A 26,557-nucleotide genomic window follows, 5' to 3' on the forward strand; every position below is an offset into this window, starting at 1 on the left:
ATTTATGAATTATTTTTTCAAGGCAATTTTTGCTATATTTCTTGGATTTTCATCAATAACAGCACAAGAACTTGAAAAAACATGGGAGCTAAATGCTTCTGAAAGTATTTACAATACTTTAGATTTTCAAAACGGTGAATTCAATTTTTCTTCTGATACCGATAATTCGCTTGATGGAAATTACATGTTTCAAAATGATTTATTGGTACTGTATCATAATGATTCTCTTAATTCAATTAAAAGATATAAAATTACAGAACTAACAGATTCTACCTTGGTTTTAAAAGGGAGGAAGATGAGTTTCAACTTGGTTTCAAAACCAGAAGAAATTACTGTAGAGCAAGAAGGTACTTTTACAGAAATTATACCAAATCAAGGATTTTCATTTACAAGCTTATGGAGAGGTCTTTTAGGTATGGTTTCTTTAATCTTTATCGCTTTTCTATTCAGTAGCAACCGTAAAGCAATTAATTGGAAAACGGTTGGAATAGGCTTACTTTTTCAACTTGTTATCGCCATTGGTGTTTTAAAAATAGACTTTATTAAAACCGCTTTCGAGGTTGTGGGACAAGGATTTATTGCAATTCTAGGATTTACACAAGCAGGAAGTGAGTTTTTATTTGGAGGGATGCTAGATATTAAGTCTTTCGGATTCATTTTCGCTTTCCAAGTATTACCAACAATTATATTCTTTTCTGCCTTGACCTCTGTTTTATTCTATTTAGGATTGATTCAGAAAGTTGTAAAAGGTATGGGGTGGTTACTCTCTAAGTTTTTAGGCATTTCTGGTGCAGAAAGTTTAAGTGTGGCTGGTAATATCTTCTTAGGTCAAACCGAAGCGCCATTACTTATTAAGGCGTATTTAGAAAAAATGAATAAGTCAGAGATTCTTCTCGTAATGATAGGAGGTATGGCAACTGTTGCAGGTGCTGTTTTAGCCGCTTACATTGGATTTTTAGGAGGAGAAGATGAAGCTTTACAGTTGTTTTATGCAAAACATTTGTTGGCCGCTTCAGTTATGGCAGCACCAGGAGCGATTGTAATTTCAAAAATATTATTTCCTCAAACCGAAGATATTAATACTGAAGTTGAAGTTTCTCAAGAAAAAATTGGTTCTAATATTTTAGAAGCTATAGCTAACGGAACTACAGAGGGATTAAAATTAGCTGTTAATGTAGGAGCAATGCTCTTAGTTTTTGTAGCTTTTATTGCTATGATAAATGGAATTTTAGGGGGGGTAGCTGGATTTGATGGTTTTAAGATTGCTGCTTTAAATATTGATTGGAGTTTTACATCGCTTAATGAAATTATTGCAACAAACACACCTTACGAAAGTTTATCCTTAGAGTTTATATTGGGTTATTTATTTGCACCTTTAATGTGGTTAATTGGTGTGGCTTCTGAAGATATGGCGTTAATGGGACAGTTATTAGGAATAAAATTAGCTGCAAGTGAATTTATAGGCTATATACAATTAGCGGATTTAAAGAATGTGGCGAATGCGACACATCTTACATATGAGAAGTCAATTATTATGGCAACTTATATGCTTTGTGGTTTTGCTAATTTTGCTTCAATAGGAATTCAAATAGGTGGAATTGGTTCTTTAGCACCAGGGCAACGTACACAGTTATCTAAATTTGGAATGAAAGCTTTAATAGGAGGAACTATTGCTTCTTTAATTTCTGCGACTATTGCAGGTATGATTATTGGGTAATTCAACAAGAATAAATTTTAGATTATAAAAATACTTAAAGCATCAGATATTACATTTGATGCTTTTTTTCTTTATTTTCGCTTCAAGTCTTGCTGATAAATTAATCAGCATATATTCCTAAATTTAAGTTTAATTAAAAGAGATTCCTGTTTTTGCAGGAAATTTTATGAAACAATATCACGACTTAGTAAAACATATTTTAGCTGAAGGAAACGAAAAAGGAGATCGTACAGGTACAGGTACAAAAAGTGTATTTGGTTATCAAATGCGCTTCGATTTAAGTGAAGGTTTTCCAATGGTTACAACCAAGAAATTGCATTTAAAGTCTATTATTTATGAATTACTTTGGTTCTTAAAAGGCGATACTAATATTGATTACCTTACTGAGAACGGAGTAAAAATATGGAACGATTGGGCTGATGAAAATGGTGATTTGGGACCTGTTTATGGTCATCAATGGCGTAATTGGGCAAGTGAAGATATTGACCAGATTAAAGAAGTTATTCAAACTCTAAAGAATAATCCTAATAGTAGAAGAATGTTGGTTTCAGCATGGAATCCTTCAGTATTACCAGATACTTCAAAATCATTTTCAGAGAATGTAGCTAACGGAAAAGCAGCATTACCGCCGTGTCATGCGTTTTTTCAATTTTATGTTGCTGATGGTAAATTATCTTGTCAACTCTATCAGCGTAGTGCTGATACATTTTTAGGTGTGCCGTTTAATATTGCGTCTTATGCATTGTTCACTATGATGATGGCACAGGTTTGTGGTTATGAAGCAGGAGACTTTATTCATACATTTGGAGATGCTCATATTTATAATAATCACAAAGAGCAGTTAGAATTACAACTCTCTAGAGAGCTTAGACCTTTACCAAAAATGATTTTAAATCCAGAGGTAAAAAATATTTTCGATTTTAAATTTGAAGATTTTACGCTTGAAGGTTATAGTCCTCATCCACATATTAAGGGTAAAGTGGCTGTTTAAATTTGATTTATGAAGTTATCAGAATTATTTACGATTATATTTTTAATATTAATGCAGTTTAGTTGGGCACAAACAGATCCTATTAAAAATGTTTATAATAGACCTTATGTTATTTTTGATGGTTGCGATACAGCTGAAGACAAAGAAAAATGCTATGAGATAAATCTTCAGGAACTTATAGGAAAACAATTGAATCATAAATTTTTTAAAGATTCTATTTTTTATTTAGCTAAAAGAGATACAATTGCAGTACCTATAAATATTCTTTATGATGAATTTGGAGTTATAGTAAAAGATTACTCCTTAGTAACAAATCCTAACACGGAATCTAAACAGAGTTATGAAGGCTTATTGGATTCAATTCCTAGGGTGAAACCCGTTTTGGATACCTATAATAAAGGTGTAGCAATAAATATAAGTAGCATATTTGGTTATTTTCTAGATAGAACTAAAGATTCAATTATGCCTTTAGTAGGCTATGAACCAAAGATAATTCCATTTTCAATAATAGAAAAAGCACCAGTTTATAAAGGATGTGATAGAAAATTAAATAATAAAGATCTTTTAAAATGTATGAATAGTGAGATCTATAAATTAATTTCAAATAATTTTAATATAAATCTAGCAAGTAAATTAGGTCTTTCTGAAGGGCTAAAACGTATTTACGTAACATTTAATGTCAATAAAAAAGGAAAGGTTTCAGATATAAGAGCAAGAGGACCACACCCCGATTTAGAAGCAGAAGCTATTCGTGTAATAAACAAAATACCTAAGTTAAAGAGACCAGGTTATTTTAAAAAGAAACCAGTAAAAGTTCCTTACTCTTTGCCTATTGTTTTTAGCGTAACTGAGTAAACAAAAAAAAGCATCTCTAAATTATAGAGATGCTTTTTTGTTTTATGATAAAGGTCTTATAATTTAATAATGCCATTTTCAGCACCAGCAAACTCATTCCAAGCAAACTCATCAGCTTCCTCATCATTAATGTAAGATTCTCCATCTACAAGATACCTAAATTCATAAGAATTATCACTTGCCAGATCTACAGTCCCTTTAAAAGAGCCATTTTTTAATTTCTTTAATTGATTTGCTTCGGTATTCCACTCGTTAAAGTTTCCTACTACAGCTACATTTTCAGCTTCTTTTGCAGTAATCGTAAAGGTTACTTTACAAACAGGCTTAGTTTTTAAAAATTGTTTTTTGATTGCCATAATAATAAGTTTGAACAATTAAATATAAAACAAAAAGATGAAAGATTGTATTATAGAAATACATTTAATTGTCTAAAAAACAATCATTTATTGATTTATTAATTTTGTAACCATTTTATCTTTAACTATGTAAAATTTAGTTGTGTATTTTAGAATCTTAGTAATAATCATTTGTCTTATTATTTTGATTTTCATTATTGTATTATAGATTTCTAAATAAAATCAAAAGGATATAAATCATATAAACATATTATCAAAAAAAAAGTATCTTTATCTTATTAAATCACAATTATGTTTGGCAGTAAAAAACAAGTTTCTACAATAGATAAAGATCAATTAGAGTTGATTGAAAACGCTCAGAAGCGTATCAAGCAAAAGAAACGTCTTTATATTCATTTTGTTATTTTTTTAATAGGTGCAGTTTTTTTAATTATAGCTAATACAGTTTTAGGGATTAAAAAAGATTTTACTATCGCTGGCATTGATTGGTTTGTTTATGCCATATTAGCTTGGTTATTCTTATTTATCTATCACTTTGTAAGTGTATTTATTACTCATAAATTTATGGGTAAAGATTGGGAGAAGCATCAGCTAGAAAAATTAGTAAACCTGCAAGAAGTGCGTATTGATAAATTAAAGCAGAATCTTATTAAAGAAGATACTAAGAAGGTAATTCCTGAGGTATCTAATGAAACAAAAGAAACACCTCAAGTTATAAAAAAAAAAAGAACATCTGAGTTAACCATAATTGTAGCAGAAGGTGAAGACAATGCAATAGGGAAAGACAATGATTTAATTTGGCATTTAAGCGATGATTTAAAACATTTTAAATCGATTACTAATGGTCATTATATTATTATGGGGCGTAAGACTTTTGAGAGCTTTCCTAAACCTTTGCCTAATAGAACGCATGTTGTAATAACAAGACAGAAAGATTATAAAGTACCTGCAGGTGTTATAGTTGTAAATTCATTAAATGATGCTATTGATGCTGCTAGATTTGATAAACAACCTTTTGTAATTGGTGGCGGTGAAATTTATAAGCAAGCTTTACCTTTTGTAGATAAATTAGAAATTACTAGAGTACATGCAACTTTTGAAAATGCAGATACATTTTTCCCTAAAATAGACGAAACTAGATGGAGGGAAGTAAGTAGAACAACTCATGAAGCAGATGATAAGCATAAGTATTCTTTTTCATTTATTACATATTTAAAAATGACTTAGAAATCTATTCGATATTAATTAAAACTAAAAACACCCTAACTAAAAAAGTTAGGGTGTTTTTATTATTTGTAATATTTAAGTTTTATTAAATATTGAAAGCTTCTTTTACTTTATCAACATAATCTAATTTTTCCCAAGTAAATAACTCTACTTCTAAAGTTTTAGAATCAGCATTCGGTAAGTAAAAAGTTTTACTCACGGTTTCGTTTTTTCTTCCCATATGACCGTATGCAGCAGTTTCACTATACATTGGCTGACGTAGTTTTAAACGTGCTTCTATAGCAGCTGGTTTCATGTCAAAAAGTGTTTGAACTGTTTTAGCAATCTCACCATCTGTTAAATTAAAATGACAAGTTCCATAAGTATCAATAAATATACCCATTGGTTCAGCAACCCCAATTGCATAAGATACTTGTACTAAAATTTGATCACACAAACCAGCAGCAACTAAATTTTTAGCAATATGTCTTGTTGCATATGCAGCACTTCTATCTACTTTACTTGGATCTTTACCAGAGAAAGCACCACCACCATGTGCACCTTTTCCTCCGTAAGTATCAACAATAATCTTACGACCTGTTAATCCTGTATCACCATGAGGTCCTCCAATTACAAATTTACCTGTTGGATTAATGTGATAAGTAATATCATCATTAAACAATTCTTGAATATGTTCTGGTAATTTAGCAATGACTCTAGGGATTAATATCTCAATGATATCTTTTCTAATTTTAGCTAACATAGCTTCATCAGCATCAAAATCATCATGTTGTGTAGAAACAACAATAGCATCTACACGTTGTGGTACATTATCATCACTATACTCAATAGTAACCTGACTTTTAGAATCTGGTCTTAAGTACGTGATATCTTTATTTTCACGACGTAATTCAGCTAATTCTTTTAAAATTCGGTGCGATAAATCCAATGCTAAAGGCATAAAATTTTCGGTTTCATTAGTTGCATAACCAAACATCATTCCTTGGTCACCTGCACCTTGCTCTTCTTTTGATGCTCTAACAACACCTTGGCTAATTTCTTCAGATTGTTCGTGGATTGCAGATAAAACACCACAAGAATTTCCATCAAACATATAAGCACTTTTTGTATAGCCTATTTTGTTTATAGTGTCTCTTGCTATTTTTTGTACATCAAGATATGTATTAGACTTTACTTCACCCGCAAGTACAACCTGACCTGTCGTGACTAAAGTTTCACATGCTACTTTAGCTTCCTTATCAAAGGCTAAAAAATTGTCTATTAGAGCATCGCTTATTTGGTCCGCTACTTTGTCTGGGTGTCCTTCCGAAACACTTTCAGAAGTAAATAAATATGGCATAAATTCTATTATTTAGAATAATAATTCAGTTATAGAAAAACTTTTCGATTACAAGGTCGCTAGAGAAGTAGAAAACTTACTGCTTTAGCATTTTTTATTCTGAATTTAATTCAGAATCTGTTCTTAATGAACAGGTACTGAAATGGTTTCAGCACTAGAGGTTGCAATCAGACAAATTTTTCCTCTTATAATTCTCGGCAAAAGTACGTATTAATATCAACACAAAAAATCTTATAGTCTAAAGAAAATCTTAAAATTATTAATTGTGAGTTCTTTAGTTTTTTTTGATGATTAAAAAATCCTTAGATTTACACTATGCTTTCAAAGAAAACAAAATACGGAATTAAGGCGTTAGTGCATTTGGCTAGACAAGAAGATCGTAAGCCCGTGCAGATTTCTACAATTTCTAAAACTGAAAATATCTCTCAAAAATTTCTTGAAAGTATCTTATTAACCTTACGAAAAAATGGAATGTTAGGATCTAAAAAGGGTAAAGGCGGTGGCTATTATCTTTTAAGAGATCCAAAAGAAATTCCTATGACTACAGTGATGCGCTTACTTGAAGGTCCTATTGCTATGGTGCCTTGTGTAAGTTTAAATTTTTATGAAAAATGTGCTGATTGTCCTGATGAAGCAACTTGTGCGGTTAACAAAATAATGCTTAAAGTTCGCGATAATACTCTTGAAATATTCCGCAATACAACTTTAGCAGATCTATCCGATACTCATGTAACTTTATAAATAATGCTCAATATTGTTTTTATATGATGCTGTTAATTAGTGTGCTATAAGTTCTGTTTGTTCTTTTTTCGAAAGATTTAACTTTTAGTTTCAAAAATAATATTTATGTTTGCATACTCTAGTAAGTCGATAGGGTAAAAGATTGTAAATTAAAAACATATTATGAATCGTGTATTACAAGCTGATTCTAGTTTAGAAAAAGAGAAATTAGAATTGCATTCAACTCAAGAAAATATTAAGAGAAGTATAGCAAAGACTATCAGTTGGAGAATTGTTGGTACTATAGATACTGTAATTATTTCGTACTTAATTACAGGAACATTGGCATTAGCAGCTGCTATTGGAGGTGTAGAATTAATAACCAAAATGGTGCTTTATTTTTTTCATGAGCGCACTTGGAACAATATAAAATGGGGAAAATGATAGATATAGATATTGATGTTTGGAATAAAAAGTTAAAAGATAAATCACCTATTGAAATAGCAGAATGGGCTTTAGAGCTATCTGAAAATAGAATTGTAACCACTAGTTTTGGTATCTATTCTTCAGTTTTACTAAGCACAATGTCTCAATTAGATAATGATATTAGAGTTGTGTGGTGTGATACTTTATATAATCAGCCTTCAACTTACGAGCATGCAGCAAATTTAATTGATGAGTATGATCTTAATATTCGAAAATATAAAAGTTTACAGACTAAAGCAGAAATTGATTCTACTATTGGGCTTCCTAATTTAGAGGATGATAATCATGATGAATTTTCAGAAGTCGTAAAATTAGAACCTTTTAGACGTGCGTTAAAAGAAGAAAATCCTGATATCTGGTTTACAAATATTAGAATTAGACAAACAGAATTTAGAGATAAGAAAGATATTTTAAGCTACAGTAAAGAAGGAATACTTAAGGTGAGTCCTTTTTATTATTGGAGTGATAAAGATTTAGATCAATATATACAGGATAATGAATTAGCTAAAAATGCTGATTATTTCGATCCTATTAAGGCACTTCTCAATAGAGAATGTGGCATACATTTTCAGTAATACAATTTTAAAATAAAGGCTATCAGTAGCTTAAAAAATACGTTTCATTATCCTATCAAATCTATAGGAATAATATAGTTTAAATTATGCAAAGTTTTAGAACCGAATTAGAAAATCCTGTTGTACAGAAGGATATCCTTGAGTTAGCTAATAAGATTGAGCTTTTTTATAAGGGTAAGATTGATGAAGAAAAATTCCGTAGTCTACGTTTAGCCAGAGGCGTTTATGGGCAACGCCAAGAGGGTGTGCAGATGATTAGAATTAAATTACCTTACGGTAAAGTTCTAAGTCATCAGTTGCGTCGTATTGCTGAGGTTTCAGATGAATATTCTAGAAGTCGATTGCACATAACTACACGTCAAGATATTCAAATTCACTATGTAGATTTAAACAGAACACCAGAACTTTGGGCGGAATTAGAACGTGATAATGTTACGCTTAGAGAAGCTTGTGGAAATACCGTAAGAAACGTTACCGCTAGTGAAACTGCTGGCATCGATATCAATGAACCATTTGATGTTTCTCCTTATGCAGATGCTTTATTTAAATTCTTTTTAAGAAACCCTATTTGTCAAGAAATGGGTCGAAAATTTAAGGTGTCATTTTCAGCTTCAGATGAAGATACAGGTTTGTCTTACATGCACGATTTAGGTTTTATTGCTAAAATTGAAAACGGTGTTAAAGGTTTTAAAGTCATGTTAGCTGGTGGTTTAGGATCACAACCAAGACATGCCGATTTATTTTATGAATTTTTACCCGCAGATAAAATTATTCCTTTAATGGAAGGTGTACTTAGGGTTTTTGACCGCTATGGCGAACGAAAAAGTAGAGCCAAAGCCCGAATGAAATTCTTGTTGAAAGATATTGGAGTAGAGGCTTTTAAAGTACTAGTTGAAGAAGAAAAAACGGCTATAGAGTTTAAAACGGTAACAATTGATGAATCTAATTATACGGCTTCAAAACCAGTTGAAGTCAATTTTCCAAAAGTTACGATTAAAAATGAAGAAGCCTACAAACTATGGAAGTCTACGAATGTAATTCCTCAAAAACAAGACGGCTATGTGGCGATTGGTATTAAAGTACTTTTAGGTGATTTTTATACCGATAAAGCAAGGTTGTTAGCTGATTTGGTAGAACAATATGCGGCAGGTGAAATTAGATTAAGCTTACGCCAGAATATTTTAATTCCTTTTGTAAAAGAAGAAGCTCTTTCTTTTTTCTATACCGAATTAGAGAAGCTTGGTTTTGTAGAAGCGGGCTATAACAAAGCCGTAGATATTACAGCGTGTCCTGGTACAGATACTTGTAACCTAGGTATTGCAAGTAGTACAGGAATTGCGGAAGAATTAGAACGTGTTATTAAAGCAGAATATCCACAGTATTTAGAAAACAATGATTTAGTCATTAAAATTAGTGGTTGTATGAATGCTTGTGGGCAACACAATATGGCAAATATAGGTTTTCAAGGGATGTCTATCAGAACCAAAGATAAATTAGTGGCACCCGCATTACAAGTGCTTTTGGGTGGTGGAAATTTAGGAAATGGTAAGGCTTATTTTGCTGATAAAGTCGTTAAAATCCCAAGCCGAAGAGGACCTGAAGCGTTGCGTAGAATTCTAAATGATTTTGAAGAAAATGCAGCAGGGAAACTATTTGTAGATTACTATAAAGAACAAGGTGAAAAGTATTTTTATCAACTATTAACAGATTTGTCTAGTGTAGATAATCTTACTCAACAAGATTTTATTGATTGGGGAACAGAAGAAGAATATGTAAAAGCCATCGGAATTGGTGAGTGTGCAGGTGTGGTTATCGATTTAATTGCCACATTGTTTTTAGAAAGTGATGAAAAGATTGAAGAAGCACAAGTAGCTTATAAAAACAAAGTGTATTCTGGTGCTATATACGAAGCGTATCGTTCTATGGTAAATTCGGCAAAAGCCATTTTACTTTCAGAAAATATAACCACAAATACGCAAGCCGGAATTATTAAACAGTTCGATGAACTTTTTGTAGACACAAATAAAATTGAATTAGGAGCTTCTTTTTCAGATATAATCTATCAAATAAAAACGGTTCCACCAACGGAAGATTTTGCAAGTAATTATATAAATACAGCACAGCAATTTTTAAAAAGTGTAAGAGCTTTTAGAGACAATCAGGTTGCTGAAAAAAAATAAGATTATGACACCTAAATTAACCATAGTAGGCGCAGGACCTGGAGACGTAGATTTAATTACTGTTAAGGCCATAAAAGCCATTAAATCTGCAGATGTTATTTTGTATGATGCGCTTGTTAATAACGAGTTGTTAGAGTATGCTTCGCCAAATGCAGAATTAATTTTTGTTGGTAAACGCAAAGGTTGCTATGCATATCAACAGAGTCAAATTAATGAGTTAATCATAGAACGTGCTTTGAGATGCGGGCATGTAGTGCGTCTTAAAGGTGGAGATCCATTTATATTTGGTCGTGGCGCAGAAGAATTAGAGTATGCTAAAGCATATGCTATTGAAGTCGCTGTTGTTCCCGGTATTTCTTCATCTGCTGCAGTACCAGCTTACCAAGGTATTCCGTTAACAAAACGAAATGCATCTGAAAGCTTTTGGGTCATTACAGGAACCACAAAATCGCATCAAATCTCAGGTGATATTGCTTTAGCTGCAAAGTCTACGGCAACAGTTGTGATTTTAATGGGGATGAGTAAACTTTCAGAAATTGTTCAGATTTTTTCAAAAGAAGGAAAATCGGAAACAGCGATTGCAATAATTCAAAATGGTACACGAGTAAATGAAAAAGTAGGGATTGGTAAAATGTCTACTATCGAAGCTATTGTAGAAGAAAAGCAATTGTCTAATCCTGCAATTATCATTATAGGCGAAGTTGTAAATCAGCGTGTAGATCTTTCAGATATGTATGTTGAAGCTGATTTGGCGCATAAAAAAACCGCGTAATAATGGAAAGAAATAATTTATATCCCATTTTTCTAAAAACGAATAATCTTAAAGTCTTAATCGTTGGTGGTGGTTACGTTGCAGAAGAAAAATTGACCTTTTTATTAAAGTCGAGTCCAGATGCAAATGTCACTATGGTTTCGCCAATGTTTAGAGAAGGAACCATTGCAATAGCAGATACAGGTAACGTTAATAGAATTACCGATAATTATAATATAGATTACTTAAAAGGACATCACATTGTTATTGCAACAACGGATCTTCCTGAAATTAATGTCGAAATATATAGAGATTGCCGAGCACAAGATAAATTAGTCAACGTGGCTGATAATCCACCATATTGCGATTTTTATATGGGAGGGATTGTTACTAAAGGTAATGTGAAAGTTGCGATTTCTACCAATGGAAAATCGCCAACTACAGCAAAGCGATTACGTCAGTTTTTTGAAGACGTTATCCCTGAAAATATTGATGATTTAGTGAAGAATCTCAATGTTTACAGAAAAACAATAAAAGGTGACTTTGAACAGAAAGTCGAAAAGTTAAATGAATTTACTAAAGGTTTAGTAGAGAAATTATAGATTATGATTAAAACAGATATACTTATCATAGGCGCAGGGCCAACAGGATTATTTACAGTATTTGAAGCAGGATTGTTAAAAATGAAATGTCATTTAATAGATGCTTTACCTCAAGCTGGTGGGCAATGCTCAGAATTATATCCCAAAAAACCGATTTACGATATTCCAGGGTTCCCCGAAATATTAGCAGACGATTTAACATCTAATCTATTAGAACAAGGCAAGCAATTTCAGCCTGGTTTTACCTTAGGAGAACGAGCAGAAACCATTGAGAAATTAGAAGACGGGAGTTTTATTGTAACTACAAATAAAGGCACACAACACCATGCACCTATAATTGCGATTGCAGGAGGTTTAGGAAGTTTTGAACCTAGAAAACCACCGTTAGATGGTATTGATAAATATGAAGATAACGGTTTAGCTTACTTTATTAAAGATCCAGAAGTGTATCGCGATAAAAAAGTGGTGATTGCAGGTGGTGGAGATTCTGCTTTAGATTGGAGTATTTTCTTAGCAGATGTAGCTTCAGAGGTAACGCTTGTTCACAGACGAAATGAATTTAGAGGGGCATTAGATTCTGTAGAACGAGCGCAAGAATTAAAATCTCTAAACAAAATTAATATTATTACACCTGCTGAAATTACAGCGTTACATGGCGAAACTAAAATTGAAGGTGTATCTGTGACTAAAGATGGTGAAACTGAAATTTTAGAAGCAGATGCTTTTATTCCGCTTTTCGGGTTATCTCCAAAACTAGGACCGATAGGAGATTGGGGATTAGAGATCGAAAAGAATGCTATAAAAGTAGATACTTTAGATTACCAAACCAATATCCCTGGTATTTATGCTATTGGAGATGTGAATACATACGAAGGTAAACTGAAATTAATTTTATGTGGTTTTCATGAAGCTACACTAATGTGTCAATCGGCTTATAAACTATTAAATCCAGGTAAAAAGTTTGTTTTAAAATACACAACTGTAAGTGGTATTAATGGCTTTGATGGTACAAGAAAAGAATCACCAAAAGCAGTAGTAAAGGCAATAGTGTAATTTAATAATATTATCACATGTCTATTTATGAGGCTTAAATTTAAGTCGAAATTGAATTAAACTTAAGATTTCGACTTAAATTTAATTAGATAACTATTTATTAGAATTAAATTAACAAAAGAATATTTTTTTAATCAGATATTTGCGCTTTATTAATACCAATATTGAGTGTAAATGTTCAATTTGGTTAAAGCCTTAAATCATGAAATTAATAAATAAGTATAAATCAGATTTTAGATTTGCATTACAACTATTGTTGTTAACAGCAGTATCTTTAATTGCTACATTATTTATATAGCATTCTTGTACGTTAGGTAGAGGCAAATTGTAATTATTGACTATTTTTACGGCTTAATAATTACCAATGCGAAATCTATTATGTACAATTTTAGTAATAATGTCTATAACTATTTATGGGCAAGATAAAGCACATAATACCTATGTTGACCTCAATTATTTTGGAGGAAACATAGCACTTCACAACAATGATATACTACATTTAATTACAGGTCACCCTGAAGGTTTTTTTTTCAGTTGGAACAAAAAAACTTTTGGAGATAAAGCATGGCAACAACGCTATAATTATCCAGATTATGGGGCGTCTTTCATGTATCAAGATTTTAAGAATAGCAAATTAGGTGATAGCTACGGGTTGTATGCGCACTATAATTTTTATTTCTTTAAGCGTAATATTATGTTGCGTATTGCACAAGGTTTAGCATACAATACTAATCCTTATGATAAAATTGATAATCCTAAGAATATAGCTTTTGGTTCTGAGATATTGAGTTCTACTTATCTGATGATTAATTACAAGAAGGATCGCTTATTTAATCGTTTTGGTCTTCAGGCGGGGTTGTCTTTAATTCATTATTCAAATGCAAATGTAAAAGCACCAAATACAAGTGTAAATACAATTGCGCTTAATGTAGGTTTAACCTATGATTTAGATACAGAAGATTCTGAGTTTATCAGTAATTTAAGTGATGAAAAATTCACAGAAAAAATAAAATACAACCTAGTCTTTAGATCAGGTATTAATCAAAGTGACATTATTGGTAGTGGTCAATTTCCATTTTATGTTATATCAGCTTATGCAGATAAACGCTTAAGTCATGTTAGTGCAATTCAATTTGGAGCTGATGTATTCTTTTCAAAATTTTTAAAAGAATTGATTTATTACAAGTCCGTTTCATTTCCTGAAGAAAATATAAGTGGAGACGAAGATTACAAACGAGTAGGACTTTTTGTAGGGCATGAATTGTTTGTTAATAAACTATCTGTAGAAACTCAAGTAGGTTATTATGTGTATTATCCTTATGATTTTGAAGGTCGAACCTATTTAAGGATAGGTTTAAAACGTTATTTTGGAGATAACTTTTTTGGAGCATTAACCTTAAAATCTCATGGAGCTAAAGCTGAAGCTGTAGAATTAGGAATAGGAGTAAGATTATGAAAAAACTAACGTACTTATTTGTTTTATTGTTTCTTTCTTGTAATAGTGAAGATGCAAATGATTGTTTTCAAACATCAGGAGATTTAATTCAACAAGAAGTTATAGTATCTAGTTTTGAACGTATTTTAGTTAACAGAGATGTAGAATTAATAATAAAAGAAGCAGCAGAATATAAGGTCGTAGTTGAGTCTGGTGAAAACTTAATTAATGATGTTATAGTTGAGGTTGTAGGTAATCAGTTGATACTTATAGATAATAATTCTTGCAACTTTGTTAGAGATTATGGCATTACTAAAGTTTTTGTTGAAACACCAAATCTTACAGAGATAAGTACATCTACTCAATATGATATTTCATCAGATGGAGTTTTAAACTATGATAATTTAACATTGTATTCTGAGAGTTTTAATACGGATAATGACTTTACCATTGGTGATTTTAGGCTTACTATTAATTCAGAAAGATTAAATATAACATCCAATAACTTATCGTTCTTTTATATAGATGGTAATGTAGAGGATTTGTTTGTTGGCTTTTATGCAGGAGCAGGCCGTTTTGAAGGTGAAAACTTAATAGCAGAGAATGTTAATGTTTTTCACCGAAGTAGTAATGATATGATTGTAAATCCGCAACAATCATTATCTGGTGAGCTCAAAAGTACTGGGAATTTATTTTCAGTTAATGAGCCACCAGATGTTGATATTGAACGTTTATATACAGGTCAATTATTCTTTAACTAATAAATCATAAGTCTCTTTTGCAATTTCTAATTCTTCATTAGTTGGTATTACAAATACTTTTATTTTAGAATCTGGGGTGCTAATTGTTCTAATGGTTTTTAGTCTTTCATTATTTTTAACAATGTCTAATTTAATTCCTAAAAAGTCTAAATCTTCACAAATTAACTCTCTCATTATAGTGGAGTTTTCTCCAATACCAGCAGTAAATACAATGGCATCTAAGCCGTTTAAAGCAGCAGTATAACTTCCTATATATTTTTTTATACGATAGGTGTTCATTTTAATTGCTAATTGGCAAGCTTTATCACCTTCCTTAGCTAATTCTTCAATTTCTCTTAAATCTCCATGGCCAGTTAATCCTAGCATACCACTTTCTTTTTGAAGCAGCGTGTTTAATTCTTTCAAGTTTAAGTTAAATTTTTCAGCTAAGTAAAAAATTATTGTCGGATCTAAATCACCAGAACGCGTTCCCATAATTAATCCTGCATTTGGAGAAAAACCTAATGAGTGGTCAATACATACTCCATTTTTTATTGCAGACATACTACATCCATTTCCTAAGTGAATGGTAATTATTTTAGATTCTTTTTCACCTAATAAACCAATCGCTTTTTCACTTACATATTTATGACTTGTACCATGAAATCCGTAAAGTCTTATTTTGTCTGAAAATTTATTTGGTAAGGCATACTTATAAACATGCTCTGGTATTGTTTGATGAAAAGCAGTATCAAAAACGGCAACTTGTTTTGCTTTTTTGAAAATAGTTTCTGCAATATTAATCCCTTCTAAATTTGCTGGGTTATGTAATGGTGCTAAAGGAGATAAAGCTTTAATTTTATCTTTAACGTTTTTAGTGATTTCAATTGTTTCACTAAATTCTTTTCCACCATGTACAACTCTGTGTGCAACGACATCAATATCTTCTGGAGATTTTATACTTCCTGTTTCTGGATCTAATAATTGCTTAGCTAATATTTCTAATGCTACTTTATGATTAGGAATAGGAGTGACAACTCTAATTTTTTCTCTGTTTGTTTTATATTTAAATTTGGCATCTTCAGAGCCTATACGTTCAATTAAACCAGAACATAAAACGGTTTCCTCTGGCATAGTGAATAATTGAAATTTTAAAGAAGAACTTCCTGAGTTTAATACTAATATTTGTTGCATAGTCTAAAATTCTTGAGCTTGGATAGCGGTTATAATTACTGTACTATAAATGTCATCTGTTGTACAGCCTCTACTTAAATCATTTACTGGTTTGTTTAACCCTTGTAACATTGGGCCAATGGCTAATGCGCCTGTTTCTCTTTGTACTGCTTTGTAAGTGTTGTTTCCTGTGTTTAGATCAGGGAATATTAAAACGCTTGCTTGTCCTGCAACTTCAGAATCAGGTAATTTACTTTTTCCAATACGCATGTCTACAGCAGCATCGTATTGTATAGGACCTTCAATTTTTATAGAAGGATCTTTTTCTTTTGCAATTTGTGTAGCCTTTCTAACTTTATCTACATCTTCTCCTTTTCCAGAAGCTCCAGACGAATAAGAAAGCATAGCGACTTTTGGTGTTATTCCAAAATCTTGAGCTGTTTTTGCTGAGGATATTGCTATTTCTGCTAGTTGTTCTGCATTAGGATTAGGATTTATGGCACAATCACCAAATATGGAAATTCGATCTTCTAAGCACATAAAAAAGACAGAGGATACAATATTTACTCCTGGTTTTGTTTTTATAAATTGTAAAGCAGGGCGTAATGTGTGTGCTGTTGTATGCGCAGCTCCTGAAACCATACCATCGGCATGACCTTTGTAGATCATCATTGTAGCAAAGTAAGAGACATCAGACATAGCGTCTTTTGCCATGTCTAAATTGATGTTTTTATGTTTACGTAATTCGTAGAAAGTGTTTACATAGTCGTCAAAATGTTCAGATTTTTGAGGTGAAACGATATTAAGTTGTTTAGTATCTAAAGGGATATCTAATGTTTTAATACGTTCTAATATTTTGTCTTCATCTCCAATTAAGGTTAGATTAACAACTTGGGCATCAATTAACCTAGCGGCTGCTCTTAATACACGCTCGTCGGAACCTTCAGGAAGTACAATGTGTTTTTTATCTTTTAATGCTTTTTGTAATAAATTATACTGAAACATTCTTGGTGTAAACCCATCAGATTTAAACGTAATTAAATCATCAGCAAGTTTATCTGTATCTACATGTTTTTCAAAAGTCGCTATTGAGGTTTCTATTTTCTCAATGTTTTCAGCGTAAATTTTAGATTTAATTTTACCTATAGCATTTGTAACACTAAAAGTTCCTTCTTTTACGCTAACTATTGGTGTAATACTCGATAGCCCTTCTATAAGTTTTAATATTGGTTCTTCTGGGACTAAACCACCTGTAAGAATTATACCAGATATTTTAGGGTAATTTTTTGAAATGTTAGCTTGTAGCGCACCTAAAATAATATCTGCTCTATCTCCTGGTGTTATTACTAAAGTGTTTTCCTTTAAATGGGTTAAGTAGTTTGCTAATTGCATAGCACCAACCCCAAAGTGATCCGTTTGATTATTAATCATGTCTTCTCCAAAAAGAATATTTCCTTTTAAAGCTTTTGTAATTTCTTTAATTGTTGGAGACGATAAACTTTTTACATTAGGTATAACAGATACATTGGTTTCTCTTTTAATACGCTCTTCTAGAAGTGGTTTTAATATTTCAACTTCTTTTGTGTCAATTCTATTTGTTATAATAGAAAGAACTTCAACTTCTTCTTTAAAAGTGTTGTAAGCATATTGAATGTTTTCTGCTATATTTTCAAGTGTCTTCTTATAGCCATTAGCTACTATAATTACAGGAAGTCCAAGGTTTTTAGAAATAAGAATATTAATATCTAACTCTAAATTAGTATTTTCGTTAGAGAAATCGGTCCCTTCAACAAGTATAAAATCAAAACGTTCTTCTAGATATTTATACTTTTTTATAATCTCATCAATTACTTTTCCAGATTTGCCTTTGTTGTATAAATCAAGTATTTCACTTCTGGTAAAAGCAAATGTATTTTTGTAATTTATATCTAATTCAAAATGTGATAAAACAGTGTTGATGTGGTTATCTGGCTCACCATTTTTAGTGTCTTCTATAATGGGTCTAAAGTATCCTACTTTTGCAGTCTTACCTAATAGCATTCTCATTAAACCCAAAACAACGATAGACTTACCACTATTAGCCTCAATCGTTGCTACATAAATACCTTTGCTCATTTATACCTTTTTTGTATTGAAAAACACTTATTTATGGATTTATAAATAGGATGTGTTCTTCAATTTTAAGTTAAATTTTTTTACAAATTTAACATGGGTATGCGCTTTTAAAGATGATTTTTATCATGGTTTAAAAGAAATGGTAAAATTGGTTGACCAATTTTAAGGTATTATGATAATTGTCAATTATTTTGTTAATTCTTGAAATAAACTTTCTAAACTCGCGTTTTTCTGATTTAATTGTAGAATTTTTAACTCATTATCGTGTGCGAAGTCAAACACGTGAGAGCGCATATCTTCTTTTGTAGAAAAGGTAATTTCGTAAACAAATCCATAAGTGTTTTTTACAGATTTTACTTTGGGTAATTTTGATAAAAAGGCATTTTCAATTCTATAGTCAAACTCAACAATAACAATTTGTTCTTGTCCGTCGCGTAAATCTTTTAAATATTTATCGGCTACAACTTCTCCTTTATTAATAATAATAACACGGTCGCACATCGCTTCAACTTCTTGCATAATATGTGTTGAAAGAAAAACCGTTTTTTCTTTACCAATAGACTTAATTAAATTTCTAATATCAATAAGCTGATTAGGGTCTAAGCCGGTTGTAGGTTCATCTAAAATTAAAACTTCAGGGTTGTGTAATAATGCATTGGCTAAACCAACACGTTGTCTGTAACCTTTAGAAAGTTGACTTATTTTTTTATGAGCTTCAGGTTTTAAACCTGTAAGCTCAATAACTTCTTCTATACGAGATTTAGGAGTTCCATATACGTTCGCATTAAAGTTTAAATATTCCTTTACGTATAAATCTGTGTATAGTGGATTGTGTTCTGGTAAATACCCAACACTAGTTTGAACTCCTTTTTTTTCTGTGTCTACATCAAAATTATTTACACTAGCAGAACCTTCATCAGCTTTTATATAAGTGGTTAAGATTTTCATCATCGTCGATTTTCCTGCACCGTTTGGGCCTAGGAATCCAACAATTTCAGCATCTTTTACCTTAAAAGAGACGTTGTTAAGTGCCTTTTGATCCTTATATAATTTAGTGATGTTTTTAACTTCAATAGACATACTTGTAGAATTTATTCAAAAATAGTTATTTCCGAATATTGTATTGCATTTATTGTTAATTCTTTAAGTTTTTTCAATTTTTATGAAAAAAAACTATGTAACAATTTTGATTTGTAAAAATAATAATTACATTAGCTATATATTAAAATGATCCACATATGTGGAAAACAAGTATGAACATATCTAGAGCATATTATAACTGGTTTTATTTCTTTTTTAGCTAAAGGAACGAGACTGAGTATGTTTTATTTAAAATATAGTATTTAAAGTCTCGATGTAATCGAGACTTTTTTTTGTTTAAAGGATTTACAACTAGAAAAATAAATTGTGAAAAAACCAATTGCAATACAAGGAATTAAAGGATCATTTCATCATGAAGTTGTTCTGAATTATTTTGATAATCAGATAGATGTGGTAGAGTGTATGACTTTTGATAGTGAAGTAAATACTTTATTAGAGGAGCAGACAGATGAAATTGTAATGGCGCTAGAAAATTCTATTGCAGGTTCTATTATACCAAATTATGCACTGATAGATAATAATCAATTAAGCATTGTTGGAGAGTATTATTTAGATATACAACATCAATTAATGGCCTTAGAAAATCAGTCTATAGCAGATATAAATGAGGTGCATTCACATCCTATGGCATTATTACAGTGTAAAGTGTTTTTTAGAGATTTTCCGCATATAAAATTGGTAGAAGCTAAAGATACTGCAGATGTTGCAAAGCAAATTTCAGAACAAAAGATTAAAGGAATAGCAGCGATTGCTAGTAAATCTGCTGCACAATTATACGGTCTAAATATTTTAGCAGAAAGCATCCAAACGATAAAAGAAAATGAAACACGTTTTGTTTTTGTGAAGCGAGAAATGGATCATGCAGATGAAAATGAAATTAATAAAGCTTCTTTAAAGTTCGAATTAGATCATAAACGAGGAAGTTTAGCGACTATTTTAAATGTGTTGAGTGATTGTAAATTGAATTTAACTAAGATTCAATCTTTACCTAAAATAGAGACCCCATGGAAATATGCGTTTTTTGTTGATGTTACTTTTGATAAGTATGAGAATTACAAAAAAGCGAAGTCCATAATGGCTATTATGGCTGAGAATTTTAAAGTATTAGGAGAATATAAAAATGCAAGATTATGATAGAGGTTGCAAAACGTTTGCAAAAAGTTGAAGAATATTATTTTTCAAAAAAACTAAGAGAAGTTGCTTTTTTAAAATCGCAGGGGAAACCTATTATTAATTTAGGAATAGGGAGTCCAGATTTAGAACCGCCTTTTAAGGCTTCTATGTCTCTTCAAGATTGTTTAGTAGAGCCAGAAGCACATAAATATCAAAGTTATCAAGGCTTGCCAGAGTTAAGAGAAGGGATTGCTGATTTTTATAAAACGCACTTTCAAGTTAATTTAAGTTCGCAGACAGAAGTGTTGCCATTAATGGGAAGCAAAGAGGGGATTATGCATATCTCTATGGCTTTTTTAAATAAAGGTGATAAAGTTTTAATACCAAATCCAGGTTACCCTACGTATGCTGCTGTAACTAAACTTTTAGAAGCTAAACCTGTTTTTTATGATTTAAAAGCGGATACAAATTGGGAGCCAGACTTTAGTGCCTTAGAGCGTTTAGATTTAAGTCGTGTAAAAATTATGTGGATCAATTATCCGCACATGCCAACGGGAGCTAACGCAACAAATAAGTTTTATGATGATGTGATTGCCTTTGGTAAACGTCACGATATATTAATTGTAAATGATAATCCATACAGTTTCATTTTAAACGATAAACCTAATAGTATTTTAAGATATAAGGATGCTAAAGATGTCTGTTTAGAGTTAAATTCATTAAGTAAAACTTTTAATATGGCAGGCTGGCGTGTTGGTATGTTAGTCGGTAATTACGATTTTGTTTCGGCCGTTTTACGTGTGAAAAGTAATATGGATTCGGGTATGTTTTATGGCATACAAAAAGGAGCCATTGAAGCTTTAAAATGTTCTGATATGTGGTTTAAAAGCTTAAATAGTGTTTATCAAAGACGAAGAGCGTTAGTGTGGAAATTAGCTGAAGCCCTTAATTGTACCTACGATGAAGATGCCACAGGATTGTTTATTTGGGCAAAATTGCCACCACATATAAAATCTGAAGAATTTACAGATTTAGTATTAAAAGAACATTCCATCTTTATAACACCAGGAACTGTTTTTGGTAGTAATGGAGAAGGTTATGTTAGATTTTCGTTATGTGCGGAAGAAGGAATTATAGAAGAAGCAATTGCAAGAGTATAAGAATACTTATTTGCATTTTGCAATGATTGTTAAAAGAGAAAAAAAGTAAAGTGAATAATATTTTTATCATAGGAACAGGATTAATAGGCGGTAGTTTTGCTTTAGATATAAAAGCATTACATCCAGACTGTAAGGTTTTTGGTATTGATACAACTGAAGCACATCTTGATGAAGCTTTAGAATTAGGAGTCATTGATGAAAAAGCCAATTTAGAAGATTTAAGTAAAGCAGATGTGGTTATTATAGCAATCCCTGTAGATGCAACTCTAAAAGTTTTGCCACAGGTGTTAGATTATATATCTGATGATGCTATTGTGTTTGATGCTGGGTCAACTAAAGAAAATATTTGTGAGGTTGTAAAAAACCATACCAAACGTCGTAATTATTTAGCTGTACACCCTATTGCCGGTACAGAGCATTCAGGACCTAAAGCTGCAATTAGAGGTTTGTATAAAAACAAGACTAATATTATTTGTGAAGTTGAAGAAACAGCCTTCAAACTTCAAGAAAAAGCGTTAAAGTTGTTTGCCGATTTAGGGATGCGTATTCGTTATATGAATCCTAAAGCACATGATAAACATATTGCTTACGTATCACATTTATCACATATTAGTGCATTTATGTTAGGTAAAACAGTAATAGATAAAGAGCGTAACGAGCGCGATATTTTTGATATGGCAGGCAGTGGATTTGCAAGTACTGTGCGTTTAGCAAAAAGTTCACCAGCAATGTGGACGCCAATATTTAATCACAATAAAGCAAATGTCATAGAAGCTTTAGATGAATATATAGAAAATCTAAAGCATTTTAAACAGCTTATGAAAGACGAAGATTTTAATGCCGTTTTCAATGAAATGGAGCAAACAAATTATATAAAAGAGATATTAAAAGGAATTCAATAGTAATTAAGATTAAAAAAAGCAAAAATGGAAAACACGAAAGAAATGAGAACATGGTTGGATGATATGAAACTAGACCATCCATTAGTTATTGCAGGACCATGCAGTGCCGAAACAGAAGAGCAAGTATTAAAAATAGCACACCAGCTAAAAGATACAGATGTTAATTACTATAGAGCAGGTATTTGGAAGCCAAGAACGCGTCCAGGAAACTTTGAAGGTGTTGGTGCATTAGGTTTAAAATGGTTACAAAAAGTAAAGGCAGAAACAGGTTTAAAAACAGCAACGGAAGTAGCGAATAGAAACCATGTAGAATTAGCTTTAGAACACGATGTAGATTTATTATGGATTGGTGCACGTTCTACAGTAAGTCCTTTTATTATGCAAGAAATTGCTGATGCTTTAAAAGGAACAGATAAAATTGTATTGGTTAAAAATCCAGTAAACCCAGATTTAGCCTTATGGTTAGGCGGTATTGAAAGATTACATACAGCTGGTATTAAAAATTTAGGAGCAATCCATAGAGGTTTTTCAACTTACGAAAAATCAAAATATAGAAATATTCCAGAATGGCAGTTGGCTATTGAATTTCAGAATAAATTTCCAGATTTACCTTTAATTAATGATCCATCACATATTACTGGAAAAAGAGATATGATTTTTGATGTATCGCAAACAGCTTTAGATCTTAATTTTGACGGTTTTATGATTGAAACGCATTTCGATCCAGATAATGCTTGGAGTGATGCCGCTCAACAAGTTACTCCAGATCGATTAGTGCAGATTATGAATGACTTAAAAATTAGAAAAGAGTCAGATCCGGAAGCAGAATACAATTCAGAGTTAAATAACTTAAGAGCTAACATCGATATTGTAGATAATCAGATTATTGATTTATTAGGAAAACGTATGAAAGCTGCTGATGGTATTGGCAAACTTAAAAAGGAAAAGAATGTTGCTGTTTTACAAAACAGACGATGGAACGAAATCTTAGGGAATATGGTTTTAGAAGGAGAAACAAGAGGGTTGAGTGAAGAATTTGTTTTACGTATGTTTAAAGCTATTCATCAAGAATCGATTAATCATCAAGAGAAAATCGTTAATAAATAGATAGAAGTTAAATTATTAAAAAAAGGTTCGTGAATTTTGCGAACCTTTTTTTTACGATATTAACGCAATATTATTCATCTTTGTATTAATGACAGGAACAGTATATAAATCTACAGGTAGTTGGTACACTGTAAAAACACTAAATGGTAAATTCTATGAATGTAGAATTAAAGGCCGTTTTAGATTGGCAGGTATTAAAAGTACCAACCCTATCGCTGTTGGCGATAAAGTAGAATTTGAGTTAGAAGCAAAAAATAATACTGAGACAGGAGTCATAAACCGTATAGAAGAACGTAAGAATTATATTGTGCGTAAATCGGTTAATCTTTCTAAACAAACTCATATTATTGCTTCAAATATTGATCAAGTATTTTTATTAATCACAATAGATAGTCCGCCGACATCAACGAGTTTTATAGATCGTTTTCTTGTAACCGCAGAAGCATATTCTATTAAAACGGTATTACTTTTTAATAAAATAGATACCTATTCTGAAGAGACTATATTCGACGTGAAATATTTAGAAAGTATTTATCGTGCTATAGGCTATGAGTGTATTGAGATTTCTGCCGCAACAGGTGTAAATATTGATAAAGTAAAAACCTTAATGGAAGGTAAGGTTAGTATGTTTGCGGGACATTCTGGTGTTGGTAAATCTACTTTAGTTAATGCTATAGAACCTACTTTAGATTTAAAAACAAAAGCGATTTCAGAGCAACACAAGCAAGGGCAACACACCACAACATTTGCAGAAATGTTTGATTTAGGTTTTGATGCTAAAATTATAGATACACCAGGTATTAAAGGTTTTGGAGTTGTAGATATGGAAAAAGAAGAAGTCGGTGATTATTTTCCTGAGTTTTTTGCATTGAAACAAGACTGTAAGTTTAACAACTGTATTCATCTTAACGAACCTAAATGTGCTGTAAAAGATGCCTTAGAAGCGGATGATGTTTCTTATTCTAGATATCGTAGTTATCTTCAAATTTTAGAAGGTGAAGATGAACATTACAGAACAGATAATTGGGATGAGGTTCAGTAATTAACCTTTAAGTAGGTTGAATATTTAAATAAGTTTTTTCATTTATGAAAATAGTTATACAAAGAGTTTTAGAAGCATCAGTAGTTATTGAAGGTTCTGAAGTAGCAGCCATACAAAAAGGATTATTAATTTTATTAGGTATTGAATATGAAGATACCCAAGATGATATTAATTGGTTGTGTAATAAAATAACAAATCTTCGCATTTTTCCTGATCAGGAAGATGTTATGAACACGTCTTTAAAAGACGCAAATGGTGAGGTGATTTTGGTAAGTCAGTTCACACTTCACGCTAGTACTAAAAAAGGGAACCGACCAAGCTACATTAAAGCAGCAAAACCCGATGTTGCTATTCCTTTATATGAAGCTTTTATTGAAACACTTCAAATTAACTTAGAAAAACCGATTCAAACAGGAGAGTTTGGTGCAGATATGAAAGTGCATTTGGTTAATGACGGGCCTGTAACTATAATTATAGATTCTAAAAATAGAGTGTAATTGTTTCTAGGGTTATAGGTGTTGAATACTTATATTTTTCTTTTGTATTAGGTGGTAAGTCAATCAAAATCAATTAATATCAATACTTCTTACTAATCAATATTAAATATTAGCACTCTTTCTTTTTATAGCTTTTCACAATCCAAAGATGTGTTTAGCCCAATACTTGTCTTATAAAATATTTAAATACTAGGTAACAAAATTGTGAGTCGGTTTATATAAAGATGTATAAACAATTAAAGCATCAGAAATTATGAGAAATTTAAAAACAGTATTTGCAAGTTTATTTATCGCATCGTTAACCTTATTCACAAGTTGTGATCCTGATGATGACGGTGAATCAATTGATATTTTAGAGGTTTTAGAATACAATAGTATTCAGGGTTTTTATGAGGTTAATGGCATACAAGACCAAGATTATACGTTAAATGCTGTTACAGGTGGAAGTGTAATTGGTGAAAATGGCACTATTGTTACTTTTCCTGCTAATGCTTTTGTAGACGAAAATGACAATCCTATAACCGGAATAGTAGATGTAGCTTTAAAAGAAATATTTACACCTAGTGAAATGATTTTGTCTAACAAACCAACAAACGCTTTAAGTTTTTCGAATGAAAATACTTTTCTTTTATCTGAAGGAGAAACAGAGGTGAGGATTTCTCAAAACGGAAATAGTTTACACCTCGCAAATGGTATTAATTACCAAGTTTCTGTGCCATCTGCTGGTGGTTTAGACTATGAAATGCTTCCTTTTAGCGGAACAACTTCTGATGAAGAAGGTATTGTATGGACTCCTAATGGTGATGTCGGTGTAGGTGGTAGTGGAATGGAATACGTAACCGCTCCCGCATCTTATATCTACGATGTTTTTAATACTGGATGGTCTAATTGCGATAAATTTTACAATTATCCTGGAGTACAAACAACCAACTATATTAATTTAATAAATAGTCCTAATGCCGCTGAAACAGCAATATTTTTAATCTTTGAAGAAAATAATTTACCAGCTGTTGTAAAATTTACAACACCTTATGCTAATGGGATACAGAGTTATATAGATATGCTTCCAGAGGGTTTAACCGTAACATATGTTGCAATTACAGTAGAAAACAACCAACAATACTTAGCTATGGAAGAGGTTATTATTTCGGACGAAGAAGAGTTAACTCTAAACTTTGAATTAAAATCAACACAAGAAATTCTTGATGCTTTATCTATTTTAGATTAAAAAATCTCAATAAGATTTATAAAAAGACCAGGAAATAAACTTTTCTGGTCTTTTTTTTATAACACATGCTCTACAATTAATTAACCCAAATT

At 31.4% G+C, this 26,557-nt stretch carries 25 protein-coding genes; 20 read left to right on the top strand and 5 right to left on the bottom strand.

Annotated features, from left to right (window positions below; genetic code table 11):
- Positions 1 to 4 precede the first annotated feature (4 nt).
- The 3 genes from HSX10_RS01820 to HSX10_RS01830 all read left to right on the top strand — a co-directional run bounded on the left by HSX10_RS01820 (position 5) and on the right by HSX10_RS01830 (position 3,563).
- Entirely contained in the window at positions 5 to 1,717 is a 1,713-nt protein-coding gene (locus tag HSX10_RS01820; protein WP_173586490.1) for a NupC/NupG family nucleoside CNT transporter, read from the top strand.
- Positions 1,718 to 1,883: 166 nt separating this feature from the next.
- On the top strand, positions 1,884 to 2,708 hold the full coding sequence (locus HSX10_RS01825) for a thymidylate synthase (RefSeq protein ID WP_173586491.1): 825 nt from the start codon (positions 1,884 to 1,886) through the stop codon (positions 2,706 to 2,708).
- A 9-nt stretch (positions 2,709 to 2,717) separates the two neighbouring features.
- Positions 2,718 to 3,563 carry an energy transducer TonB gene (locus HSX10_RS01830; RefSeq protein ID WP_173586492.1) on the top strand — a complete coding sequence of 282 codons (846 nt, stop codon included), beginning with the start codon at positions 2,718 to 2,720 and terminating at the stop codon, positions 3,561 to 3,563.
- Positions 3,564 to 3,619: 56 nt separating this feature from the next.
- Here the strand turns inward: HSX10_RS01830 and HSX10_RS01835 are convergent, their stop codons facing one another.
- On the bottom strand, positions 3,620 to 3,919 hold the full coding sequence (locus HSX10_RS01835) for an isoamylase early set domain-containing protein (RefSeq protein WP_173586493.1): 300 nt from the start codon (positions 3,917 to 3,919) through the stop codon (positions 3,620 to 3,622).
- A gap of 291 nt (positions 3,920 to 4,210) precedes the next feature.
- Here HSX10_RS01835 and HSX10_RS01840 point away from each other — a divergent pair, with 291 nt between their 5' ends.
- Complete coding sequence (locus tag HSX10_RS01840; RefSeq protein ID WP_173586494.1) at positions 4,211 to 5,146, top strand: dihydrofolate reductase; 936 nt, start codon at positions 4,211 to 4,213, stop codon at positions 5,144 to 5,146.
- Between the two features lie 85 nt (positions 5,147 to 5,231).
- Here HSX10_RS01840 and metK read toward each other — a convergent pair whose 3' ends face one another.
- Positions 5,232 to 6,485 (bottom strand): methionine adenosyltransferase, encoded by a 1,254-nt coding sequence (gene metK / locus HSX10_RS01845; protein ID WP_173586495.1) that lies wholly within the window; start codon positions 6,483 to 6,485, stop codon positions 5,232 to 5,234.
- 315 nt (positions 6,486 to 6,800) lie between these two features.
- Between metK and HSX10_RS01850 the strand changes: the two genes are divergently transcribed.
- The 9 genes from HSX10_RS01850 to HSX10_RS01890 all read left to right on the top strand — a co-directional run bounded on the left by HSX10_RS01850 (position 6,801) and on the right by HSX10_RS01890 (position 15,048).
- Complete coding sequence (locus tag HSX10_RS01850) at positions 6,801 to 7,226, top strand: RrF2 family transcriptional regulator (protein ID WP_173586496.1); 426 nt, start codon at positions 6,801 to 6,803, stop codon at positions 7,224 to 7,226.
- A gap of 162 nt (positions 7,227 to 7,388) precedes the next feature.
- Positions 7,389 to 7,649, top strand: coding sequence for a DUF2061 domain-containing protein (locus HSX10_RS01855; RefSeq protein ID WP_173586497.1), 261 nt, complete (start codon positions 7,389 to 7,391; stop codon positions 7,647 to 7,649).
- Entirely contained in the window at positions 7,646 to 8,266 is a 621-nt protein-coding gene (locus HSX10_RS01860) for a phosphoadenosine phosphosulfate reductase domain-containing protein (RefSeq protein WP_173586498.1), read from the top strand. The genes HSX10_RS01855 and HSX10_RS01860 overlap by 4 nt, the downstream gene beginning before the upstream one ends.
- 86 nt (positions 8,267 to 8,352) lie before the next feature.
- On the top strand, positions 8,353 to 10,446 hold the full coding sequence (locus HSX10_RS01865) for a ferredoxin-like domain-containing protein (RefSeq protein WP_173586499.1): 2,094 nt from the start codon (positions 8,353 to 8,355) through the stop codon (positions 10,444 to 10,446).
- Between the two features lie 4 nt (positions 10,447 to 10,450).
- Positions 10,451 to 11,218: a uroporphyrinogen-III C-methyltransferase gene (gene cobA, locus HSX10_RS01870; RefSeq protein ID WP_173586500.1), complete on the top strand. Its 768-nt coding sequence runs from the start codon at positions 10,451 to 10,453 to the stop codon at positions 11,216 to 11,218.
- Between the two features lie 2 nt (positions 11,219 to 11,220).
- Positions 11,221 to 11,799, top strand: a complete 579-nt coding sequence (locus HSX10_RS01875; protein ID WP_173586501.1) for a precorrin-2 dehydrogenase/sirohydrochlorin ferrochelatase family protein — start codon at positions 11,221 to 11,223, stop codon at positions 11,797 to 11,799.
- Between the two features lie 3 nt (positions 11,800 to 11,802).
- Positions 11,803 to 12,852 (top strand): NAD(P)/FAD-dependent oxidoreductase, encoded by a 1,050-nt coding sequence (locus HSX10_RS01880; protein WP_173586502.1) that lies wholly within the window; start codon positions 11,803 to 11,805, stop codon positions 12,850 to 12,852.
- Positions 12,853 to 13,216: 364 nt separating this feature from the next.
- Positions 13,217 to 14,308 (top strand): acyloxyacyl hydrolase, encoded by a 1,092-nt coding sequence (locus tag HSX10_RS01885; protein WP_173586503.1) that lies wholly within the window; start codon positions 13,217 to 13,219, stop codon positions 14,306 to 14,308.
- Positions 14,305 to 15,048 (top strand): head GIN domain-containing protein, encoded by a 744-nt coding sequence (locus HSX10_RS01890; protein ID WP_173586504.1) that lies wholly within the window; start codon positions 14,305 to 14,307, stop codon positions 15,046 to 15,048. Before HSX10_RS01885 ends, HSX10_RS01890 begins: the two co-directional genes overlap by 4 nt.
- Here HSX10_RS01890 and HSX10_RS01895 read toward each other — a convergent pair.
- The 3 genes from HSX10_RS01895 to gldA form a co-directional block, all read right to left on the bottom strand.
- The gene (locus HSX10_RS01895) at positions 15,034 to 16,221 is read right to left on the bottom strand and encodes an acetate/propionate family kinase (protein WP_173586505.1); all 1,188 of its coding nucleotides are present in this window, start codon (positions 16,219 to 16,221) and stop codon (positions 15,034 to 15,036) included. The genes HSX10_RS01890 and HSX10_RS01895 overlap by 15 nt on opposite strands.
- A gap of 3 nt (positions 16,222 to 16,224) precedes the next feature.
- Entirely contained in the window at positions 16,225 to 18,315 is a 2,091-nt protein-coding gene (gene pta / locus HSX10_RS01900; protein ID WP_173586506.1) for a phosphate acetyltransferase, read from the bottom strand.
- 186 nt (positions 18,316 to 18,501) lie between these two features.
- The gene (gene gldA, locus HSX10_RS01905) at positions 18,502 to 19,395 is read right to left on the bottom strand and encodes a gliding motility-associated ABC transporter ATP-binding subunit GldA (protein ID WP_173586507.1); all 894 of its coding nucleotides are present in this window, start codon (positions 19,393 to 19,395) and stop codon (positions 18,502 to 18,504) included.
- Positions 19,396 to 19,722: 327 nt separating this feature from the next.
- On the opposite strand from gldA, the gene HSX10_RS01910 reads away from it, so the two are divergent.
- From HSX10_RS01910 to HSX10_RS01940, 7 genes are all read left to right on the top strand, one after another.
- A complete protein-coding gene (locus HSX10_RS01910; RefSeq protein WP_173586508.1) occupies positions 19,723 to 20,550 on the top strand; it encodes a prephenate dehydratase in 828 nt (275 codons plus the stop codon).
- On the top strand, positions 20,547 to 21,689 hold the full coding sequence (locus tag HSX10_RS01915) for a pyridoxal phosphate-dependent aminotransferase (RefSeq protein WP_173586509.1): 1,143 nt from the start codon (positions 20,547 to 20,549) through the stop codon (positions 21,687 to 21,689). Before HSX10_RS01910 ends, HSX10_RS01915 begins: the two co-directional genes overlap by 4 nt.
- Before the next feature lie 50 nt (positions 21,690 to 21,739).
- Positions 21,740 to 22,591 carry a prephenate dehydrogenase gene (locus tag HSX10_RS01920; RefSeq protein WP_173586510.1) on the top strand — a complete coding sequence of 284 codons (852 nt, stop codon included), beginning with the start codon at positions 21,740 to 21,742 and terminating at the stop codon, positions 22,589 to 22,591.
- A gap of 24 nt (positions 22,592 to 22,615) precedes the next feature.
- The gene (locus HSX10_RS01925) at positions 22,616 to 23,698 is read left to right on the top strand and encodes a bifunctional 3-deoxy-7-phosphoheptulonate synthase/chorismate mutase type II (protein ID WP_173586511.1); all 1,083 of its coding nucleotides are present in this window, start codon (positions 22,616 to 22,618) and stop codon (positions 23,696 to 23,698) included.
- A gap of 88 nt (positions 23,699 to 23,786) precedes the next feature.
- Positions 23,787 to 24,740: a ribosome small subunit-dependent GTPase A gene (gene rsgA / locus HSX10_RS01930; protein ID WP_173586512.1), complete on the top strand. Its 954-nt coding sequence runs from the start codon at positions 23,787 to 23,789 to the stop codon at positions 24,738 to 24,740.
- A 44-nt stretch (positions 24,741 to 24,784) separates the two neighbouring features.
- A complete protein-coding gene (gene dtd, locus HSX10_RS01935; protein WP_173586513.1) occupies positions 24,785 to 25,237 on the top strand; it encodes a D-aminoacyl-tRNA deacylase in 453 nt (150 codons plus the stop codon).
- A gap of 253 nt (positions 25,238 to 25,490) precedes the next feature.
- Positions 25,491 to 26,465 carry a hypothetical protein gene (locus tag HSX10_RS01940; protein WP_173586514.1) on the top strand — a complete coding sequence of 325 codons (975 nt, stop codon included), beginning with the start codon at positions 25,491 to 25,493 and terminating at the stop codon, positions 26,463 to 26,465.
- Positions 26,466 to 26,557: the final 92 nt, after the last annotated feature.

It is taken from the genome of Winogradskyella undariae, from assembly GCF_013285155.1.
Lineage (GTDB): Bacteria > Bacteroidota > Bacteroidia > Flavobacteriales > Flavobacteriaceae > Winogradskyella > Winogradskyella undariae.

Bases quoted from the DNA above. Each gene is read 5' to 3' on its own strand.
- rsgA (WP_173586512.1), top strand. From the start codon at position 23,787: ATGACAGGAACAGTATATAAATCTACAGGTAGTTGGTACACTGTAAAA.
- HSX10_RS01835 (WP_173586493.1), bottom strand. From the start codon at position 3,919: ATGGCAATCAAAAAACAATTTTTAAAAACTAAGCCTGTTTGTAAAGTA.
- cobA (WP_173586500.1), top strand. From the start codon at position 10,451: ATGACACCTAAATTAACCATAGTAGGCGCAGGACCTGGAGACGTAGAT.
- gldA (WP_173586507.1), bottom strand. From the start codon at position 19,395: ATGTCTATTGAAGTTAAAAACATCACTAAATTATATAAGGATCAAAAG.
- HSX10_RS01895 (WP_173586505.1), bottom strand. From the start codon at position 16,221: ATGCAACAAATATTAGTATTAAACTCAGGAAGTTCTTCTTTAAAATTT.
- HSX10_RS01825 (WP_173586491.1), top strand. From the start codon at position 1,884: ATGAAACAATATCACGACTTAGTAAAACATATTTTAGCTGAAGGAAAC.
- HSX10_RS01940 (WP_173586514.1), top strand. From the start codon at position 25,491: ATGAGAAATTTAAAAACAGTATTTGCAAGTTTATTTATCGCATCGTTA.
- HSX10_RS01820 (WP_173586490.1), top strand. From the start codon at position 5: ATGAATTATTTTTTCAAGGCAATTTTTGCTATATTTCTTGGATTTTCA.
- HSX10_RS01850 (WP_173586496.1), top strand. From the start codon at position 6,801: ATGCTTTCAAAGAAAACAAAATACGGAATTAAGGCGTTAGTGCATTTG.
- HSX10_RS01880 (WP_173586502.1), top strand. From the start codon at position 11,803: ATGATTAAAACAGATATACTTATCATAGGCGCAGGGCCAACAGGATTA.
- HSX10_RS01925 (WP_173586511.1), top strand. From the start codon at position 22,616: ATGGAAAACACGAAAGAAATGAGAACATGGTTGGATGATATGAAACTA.
- HSX10_RS01860 (WP_173586498.1), top strand. From the start codon at position 7,646: ATGATAGATATAGATATTGATGTTTGGAATAAAAAGTTAAAAGATAAA.
- HSX10_RS01855 (WP_173586497.1), top strand. From the start codon at position 7,389: ATGAATCGTGTATTACAAGCTGATTCTAGTTTAGAAAAAGAGAAATTA.
- HSX10_RS01830 (WP_173586492.1), top strand. From the start codon at position 2,718: ATGAAGTTATCAGAATTATTTACGATTATATTTTTAATATTAATGCAG.
- HSX10_RS01875 (WP_173586501.1), top strand. From the start codon at position 11,221: ATGGAAAGAAATAATTTATATCCCATTTTTCTAAAAACGAATAATCTT.
- HSX10_RS01890 (WP_173586504.1), top strand. From the start codon at position 14,305: ATGAAAAAACTAACGTACTTATTTGTTTTATTGTTTCTTTCTTGTAAT.
- dtd (WP_173586513.1), top strand. From the start codon at position 24,785: ATGAAAATAGTTATACAAAGAGTTTTAGAAGCATCAGTAGTTATTGAA.
- HSX10_RS01915 (WP_173586509.1), top strand. From the start codon at position 20,547: ATGATAGAGGTTGCAAAACGTTTGCAAAAAGTTGAAGAATATTATTTT.
- HSX10_RS01865 (WP_173586499.1), top strand. From the start codon at position 8,353: ATGCAAAGTTTTAGAACCGAATTAGAAAATCCTGTTGTACAGAAGGAT.
- metK (WP_173586495.1), bottom strand. From the start codon at position 6,485: ATGCCATATTTATTTACTTCTGAAAGTGTTTCGGAAGGACACCCAGAC.
- pta (WP_173586506.1), bottom strand. From the start codon at position 18,315: ATGAGCAAAGGTATTTATGTAGCAACGATTGAGGCTAATAGTGGTAAG.
- HSX10_RS01840 (WP_173586494.1), top strand. From the start codon at position 4,211: ATGTTTGGCAGTAAAAAACAAGTTTCTACAATAGATAAAGATCAATTA.
- HSX10_RS01885 (WP_173586503.1), top strand. From the start codon at position 13,217: ATGCGAAATCTATTATGTACAATTTTAGTAATAATGTCTATAACTATT.